Origin of the sequence: Microbacterium panaciterrae (assembly GCF_039541635.1) — a bacterium.
Classification (GTDB): Bacteria; Actinomycetota; Actinomycetes; order Actinomycetales; family Microbacteriaceae; genus Microbacterium; species Microbacterium panaciterrae.
In genome coordinates, this window is sequence record NZ_BAABGP010000018.1 from 348,705 (window position 1) to 355,226 (window position 6,522).

Consider the following 6,522-nt stretch of genomic DNA (forward strand, 5'->3'; position numbering starts at 1 on the left):
AAGGAACCGCACATGACTGAGACCATCCTCGTGATCGGCGCCACCGGCTACCTCGGGCGCCACCTCGTCTCCGAGCTGCATGCCCGCGGGTATCGCATCACGGCACTCGCGCGAAACAGGGAACGAGCGCTCGGGCCGGGGCCCTTCGGGTCCCCGGCTCTTGCCGGACTGGTCGACGAGTGGGTCATCGGCGACGTGACGAACCCCGCCATCACCGACGGCATCTGCGACGACGTGGACCGCGTCGTCTCCTCGCTCGGCGTGACCAGGCAGAAGTCCGATCCCTGGGACATCGACTTCACGGCGAACCTGGCCGTGCTCCGCGACGCGGAACGGTCCGCCGTCCGATCCTTCGGCTACGTCAGTGTGCTGCACTCCGAGACCGGCACCTCGCTCACCATGAGAGCCAAGACCGCCTTCGCAGAGACCGCATCGCGCAGCAGGATCCCCACGCAGATCTTCAAACCCAGTGGCTACTTCTCCGACCTCACCGATCTGCTCACCATGGCCCGGGCGGGGATGTCCCTGCATCTCGGCACCGGCGAGACCCGCCTGAACCCCATCCACGGCGCCGACCTTGCACACTTCATCGTCGACCGTGTCCCTGACGCCCCCGGCCAATGGGATGTTGGCGGCCCCGACATCCTCACCTTCCGGCAGGTCGAAGAGCTGGCATTCGCCGCGGTCGGCAAGAAGCCCCACAGCGTCGGCGTTCCCGCCCCTGTGCTGCGCTCCGCCGAATGGATCGCAGACCGCATGAGTCCACGCGTCGGTAACCTCACCCGCTTCTTCAGCGAAGGGCTCGTCACCGACGCGGTGGGCCTCCCCACCGGGACCCACCGCATCGCCGACTACTTCCGCGAACAGGCAGCGCCCGCATCGGCAGACAGCGCATCAGATCATCACGGTCCACCGTCGGCACCCCGCGCGAGCGGAGCCGACCCGGTTGGCTGAGGTGCCTGCCCTGAACTTGCCGAGCTCTCGGCGGCGAACATGGGGCGGCCTGAAATCGCTGGCCATCGCGAGAGTCCTTGTCACCGGAGTTTTGGATTCTCAGCCACACCGATGCACACACCACGTACTCTGAGCCGGTTCAGGTTCGCGTGAGCCCATCGAAGGACAACCCGTGAGAACAAGCATCCCCAGTCCGCCGCCATCGTGGGCGCAGTTCCCGATCGGCCCGCTGACCGTTCACGCGTACGCGCTGTGCATCATCGCGGGGATCATCGTGGCGACGCTCATCCTGAGCCGGCGCCTGAAGCGGCGCGGCATCGAACCAGGGTTCGCGGTGGACATCGCCCTGTGGTCCGTGCCCCTCGGCATTGTCTGCGCGCGTTTCTACCATGTGTTCACGCACGTGGGGGACTACTTCGCGCCCGGCGACAACCTTTGGAACGTGTTCGCGATCTGGGATGGCGGCAACGCCCTCTACGGATCACTGATCGGCGGGACGGTCGGGATCTGGATCGCCTGCCGGCGGGCCAAGGTGCGATTCTGGAGCCTGACCGATGCCCTCGCTCCCGCCCTGCTCGTCGCACAGTCGCTCGGTCGGCTCGGCAACTACTTCAACCACGAACTGTTCGGCCTCCCGACAACGCTCCCGTGGGGACTGCAGATCGAGTCCACCAACCCGAAGTTCCCTCCCGGGATGCCCGCCGGGACCCTGTTCCAGCCGCTGTTCCTCTACGAGATCATCTGGAACCTGCTCGGGTTCGCCCTGATCCTGTACCTCGAGCGCCGCTTCACCCTGCAATGGGGCAAAGTGCTGGCCGCCTACCTGATCTGGTACGGAGCGGGCCGCAGCTACCTCGAATCGATCCGCATCGACCCCTCCAGCATCAGCTTCCTGGGTGTCCCCGCCAACGTGTGGGCATCGTTCGCCGCCGTCGCGCTCGGCATCATGCTGTTCGCCATCCAGGCCCGACGGCACCCCGGCGCCGAGCCGTCAGCGTTCACCGGTCCGTCCCGCGTGGCGCTGCGACCGAGTCAGGCGACAGAGGAGGCGGCCTCGATTTCGGACATCGACGAGGAACGCCTCAAGACCAGTACGCCGCGGTGAACCCGCGGGAGCGCGCCGAGCCGCTCAGCAGCACCGTTGATTGTGTTAGACCATCGGTTTAGACTGATGGTCTAAAGCGTCCGAAGAGAGGATGCATCATGAGGATCTTGATCGTGGGCGCGGGGATCGCCGGCCCGACGCTGGCGTTCTGGCTAAACAGGTCGGGTCACGAGGTCACCATCGTGGAACATGCCGCAGAGTTGCGCACCGGCGGCTACCTGATCGACTTCTGGGGCGCCGGCTTCGACGTGGCGGAGCAGATGGGCATCGTCCCCGAACTCCGCACGCGCGGCTACGTCTTCACCGAGGCGCGGGCGATCGACCGGAACGGTCGCAAGATCGCGTCGTTCAACCCTGAGGCCGTGATCGAGTCGAACAAACGGTATCTGAGCATCCCGCGTGCCGACCTCGCCTCGGTCATCTACGACGCGCTCGGCAACGAGGTGGAGCTGGTGCTCGGCGACACGGTGCAGGAGCTCGCCGACGATGGCGAGCGCGTTCGGGTCGCCTTCGGGAGCGGGAGCACCCGCGACTTCGATCTCGTCGTCGGTGCTGACGGCCTGCATTCGCAGGTGCGCAGGATCGCGTTCGGCCCCGATGAGCAGTTCGAGAAGTATCTCGGCCTGGTGGTTGCCGCGTTCGACGCGGAGCGGTATCCCCGACGTGACGAGCTCATCGCCCTGATGTACGCCGAGATCGGGGGACAGGCGATCCGCCTCTCGTTTCGCGATGACGCCACCCTGCTCCTGTTCACTCTTCGTCATGACGGGGACGTGCCGATCGAGCGCGCTGCGCAGGAGCGCCTGCTGCGCGAGAAGGCGAGCGGCATGGGCTGGGAGGTTCCCGAGATGCTGGCGGTCATGCCCCACGCGAAGAACTTCTACTTCGACTCGGCCAGCCAGATCCGCATGCCCGCGTGGTCGACCGGTCGTATCGCCTTGGTCGGTGATGCCGCTGCGGGTCCGTCCTTCCTGGCGGGGCAGGGATCGGCGCTGGCCGTGGTGGAGGCGTACACGCTGGCATCCGAACTCGCACGCACCCGCGACCACCGCGAGGCGTTCGCCCGCTACGAGGCTCGGCTGGCCCCACTGGTGCGTTCCAAACAGGATGCCGCCCAGGGATTGGGATTGGCGTTCGCCCCGAAGAACGCGTTCCAGCTCTTGGTCAGGAACACGGTGCTGAAGACGATGGGGCTCCCCAAGGTCGCCAGCATCGCAATGGGCCGGAGCTTCCACGATCGCGTCGAGCTCCCGCCGTTTCCCGACCAGGCTCCGGCACACTGAGAGCATGGTCCGACCCCGCTTCGCGAAATTATCTGCCACCCAGCAGCAGTCGATCGTGCAGGCGGCCCTCGACGAGTTCGCGACGCGCGGTTTTCACGACGCCTCGCTCAACCGGGTGATCGATGCCGCCGGAATCTCCAAGGGGTCGATGTACTACTACTTCGACGGCAAAGAGGATCTGTACGGATACGTCGCACAGCTCGGCCTGGCCGGACTCTTCGAGAAGGTCGGCCCGCTGCCCGATCTCGATGTGGGAGATGCAGACGCCTTCTGGGCCATCCTGAGCGACTACTACCTCCGGCTGATGAGAGCGCTGGTCGCGTCCCCGCAGTTGGCGGCCATGCTGCGCGGCTGGGCCAACGCGGCGAAAGGCCCCTCGGCGCAGAAGGCTCAGGAGGATCTCGAGCAGTCCTCCCTCCCCTGGATCGCAGAAGTGCTCGCCACGGGGCAACGTGTGGGTGCCGTGCGCGACGATGTCCCGCCCGCATTGCTGATCGCGGTCGCCATGGGTATGGGCGAGGCGATGGACATCTGGCTCATGTCCCAGCCAGACGATGATGCCGCGCTTCCTGGCCTGATCGCGGCGCTGATGAGCATGATCAGGGGCGCTGTGGCTCCCCATGACCCATCCAGCATCGCCAGCCAGCCATTCCCGGCCTCATCCAGAACCACTGAACCAGACCGCAGATAGTGCCGGGAGATAGCGGATCATCCGCGTGTGGCCATGGTGGACCGGGAGCAGGCTCCAAGATTCCGCATGCGCGCGCTGACGTGGGTGGACGCGGTCTTCGCAGCAGCCCAGCCTGCCGCCCGCGGCACGGCACTGTGCGAAGGGGCGGTGCGGTGTTCGCAGTCGTCGGCGGAGATCGCGGCTGATAGCGCCGCCTCGGCCTCGCGGTAGCGGTCGCGATCCGGTCTTGGTCCTCGACGGGTGCTGCGGGATGGTGCGCTCCGAGGGCGGATGCCCGCCGTGCCCATACGATCTTCTCTTCGCTGTCGCTGATCTGTGTTGATGATCGTGGTGGCATCAACCTGACCGACAGCGCATCGTGATTGGTAGTACGGCTAACGGCAGCCGCACTCATCCGATGAGAGGTCTTGTTGTGGATGATGAATTGTCTGTTCTGGTCGAAGGAGTGTTGACGGGGGCCGCGCAAGTCGGACTCGCGCCGAACTCCTTGTTGTATTACCGAGAGTGCTGTCGAGCAGTGGTCCGGTTCTGCCGGGCGCAGGGAAGAGAGCACTTGGACGCAGACCTCGTTGAGCGTTTCCTACGGGCGATGGACGTGCGCCTCAGCGGAGGTGAGATCGGGCCCGTGATGCGCTCGTCGCTGGAGAAATCGGTGCGGGCGATGCTGGAGTTTCAGCTGAGCGGGGAGGTTCGCTGGCGGCGGCGACCGGCCCGTTCGGGTGTCACGCCGTTCTACGAGACGGTGCTCGAAGACTTTGCCGCTTCGTCACGACAGGACTTGTCAGTGGGATCGACGCGGCTCGCGGTCGGTGAAGCCCGCCAGTTCCTGCGCTTCCTCGACAGGTCAGGTAAGCCGTTGGGCGACTTGGCGGTTGATGATGTTCGTGGATATCTCATCGACGTGCGTCCTCGACATACTTCCGGCATGGGTAACCCCGTCTGGGCGATCAGGCGGTTCCTCCGGTTCACGAACAGCCAGGGACTAACTGGTGTCGACGCTGAGGGGCTGCTCGGGAAAGTCGGGCCACGGCGGGTGCGGGTGCTGCCCTGCTTCACGATGGATGAGACAACCCGCATCCTCGCCGCGATCGACACCAGCGCCCCACACGGGAAACGTGACTATGCGATGGTCGCCCTGGCGCTGTCGACCGGGCTTCGGGGGGTCGACATCGTCGAGCTGCGCCGGGATGCGATCGACTGGCACCGTGACGAGATTCGCCTCGTTCAACGGAAGACATCCGAAGCGCTGACGCTGCCACTATCAGCTCCTGCGGGCAACGCCATCGCCGACTGGCTACTCAACGGTCGACCGGAATCCACCGCGCCAGAGGTCTTCGTGCGGCTGAAGGCTCCGTTCGTGCGGCTCACCGGACCGACCGGTGCCTTGCTGATGGCGAGATGGCTCGACAAAGCCGGCGTCATTCATCGCGCCGGGGACGGCAAGACGTTCCATGCGCTGCGGCGCACGACCGGTACTCGCCTCGTCGAGTCCGGCGCCCAGCTCGAGCTGACCGCACAGATCCTCGGACACAGCCGCATCGACTCCTCTCGGCGCTACATCGCGTTGGCCGACGCCTCACTTCGAGAATGCTGTCTGCCTCTGGACAGCTGGGCCTGCACCAGGGAGGGACTGCGGTGATCTCATTCACGAGCGCATTCGCACCGCAAATCGAGGCGATGCTCAACTGGCGCGAGTCCCTCGGCTACTCCCGGACAACCTGGATCTATCCGCTCCTCAGTTTCGACCGGTTCTGCACCGCCCGCCATCCAGGCGAGGCCATACTGACCCGCGATCTGGCGACAGAATGGTGTCGGGAAGGCACGCGCGTCGACTACCCCGCCTACAAGGCGCACGCGATCCGCGCGTTCGGCACGTATTTGCGCCTTGCCGGCGCGGACGCATTCGTGCTTCCCGCCGAGTGGATCAGCCCTCGCTCCCCGAAATTGCCGCACCTATTTACCGATGACGAGCTCACGGCGTTCTTCGCCGCGACTGATTGTGTTCCTCACTCGGCGCTCAGCCCGTTCCGCGAATACACGCTGCCCGTTCTGTTTCGCCTCATCCTCGGATGCGGGCTGCGACCACAGGAAGCTCGCCTGCTTCGTCGCGAGGAGGTCAGCCTAGACTCGGCGATCCTGACTATCGAACGGTCTAAGCGCAACAAGGACCGTCGTGTTCCCGTGGGCGACGACTTGACCGGTCTGCTGGAGCGGTTCGATCAACTCGCCGAGCTCCGCGCTCCCGGACGCGAATACTTCTTCGAACAGCGGCCGGGCAAGCCTTATCCGGGCCGTTGGGTCTGGGCGTCTTACCAGCGCTGCCGCGTCCTCGCCGGCGGAATCGCTCCAGGCTCATCGCCGTACACGCTGAGGCACAACTACGCCACGCGAACCCTGACCAAATGGATTGAGCAAGGCCGCGATCTGAATCGGCCTGGGATCGTCGGAGGGCATGATCTAACCGAGGAGTAGATTCATGCCCGCTTTGA

At 65.4% G+C, this 6,522-nt stretch carries 6 protein-coding genes; all 6 read left to right on the plus strand.

Annotated elements, in window-relative coordinates:
* Positions 1 to 12: 12 nt before the first annotated feature.
* Entirely contained in the window at positions 13 to 954 is a 942-nt protein-coding gene (locus ABD882_RS14280) for an SDR family oxidoreductase (RefSeq protein WP_345187999.1), read from the plus strand.
* Between the two features lie 172 nt (positions 955 to 1,126).
* On the plus strand, positions 1,127 to 2,059 hold the full coding sequence (gene lgt / locus ABD882_RS14285) for a prolipoprotein diacylglyceryl transferase (RefSeq protein ID WP_345188000.1): 933 nt from the start codon (positions 1,127 to 1,129) through the stop codon (positions 2,057 to 2,059).
* A gap of 98 nt (positions 2,060 to 2,157) precedes the next feature.
* Positions 2,158 to 3,342, plus strand: coding sequence for an FAD-binding domain (locus ABD882_RS14290; protein ID WP_345188001.1), 1,185 nt, complete (start codon positions 2,158 to 2,160; stop codon positions 3,340 to 3,342).
* Between the two features lie 4 nt (positions 3,343 to 3,346).
* Entirely contained in the window at positions 3,347 to 4,033 is a 687-nt protein-coding gene (locus tag ABD882_RS14295) for a TetR/AcrR family transcriptional regulator (protein WP_345188002.1), read from the plus strand.
* A gap of 589 nt (positions 4,034 to 4,622) precedes the next feature.
* Positions 4,623 to 5,672, plus strand: coding sequence for a tyrosine-type recombinase/integrase (locus tag ABD882_RS14300; RefSeq protein WP_345188003.1), 1,050 nt, complete (start codon positions 4,623 to 4,625; stop codon positions 5,670 to 5,672).
* Positions 5,669 to 6,505 (plus strand): tyrosine-type recombinase/integrase, encoded by an 837-nt coding sequence (locus tag ABD882_RS14305; protein ID WP_345188004.1) that lies wholly within the window; start codon positions 5,669 to 5,671, stop codon positions 6,503 to 6,505. Before ABD882_RS14300 ends, ABD882_RS14305 begins: the two co-directional genes overlap by 4 nt.
* Positions 6,506 to 6,522: the final 17 nt, after the last annotated feature.

Excerpts from the sequence above, each read along its gene's own strand:
- ABD882_RS14300 (WP_345188003.1), top strand. The coding sequence starts at position 4,623 with ATGGACGTGCGCCTCAGCGGAGGTGAGATCGGGCCCGTGATGCGCTCG.
- ABD882_RS14295 (WP_345188002.1), top strand. The coding sequence starts at position 3,347 with ATGGTCCGACCCCGCTTCGCGAAATTATCTGCCACCCAGCAGCAGTCG.
- ABD882_RS14290 (WP_345188001.1), top strand. The coding sequence starts at position 2,158 with ATGAGGATCTTGATCGTGGGCGCGGGGATCGCCGGCCCGACGCTGGCG.
- ABD882_RS14280 (WP_345187999.1), top strand. The coding sequence starts at position 13 with ATGACTGAGACCATCCTCGTGATCGGCGCCACCGGCTACCTCGGGCGC.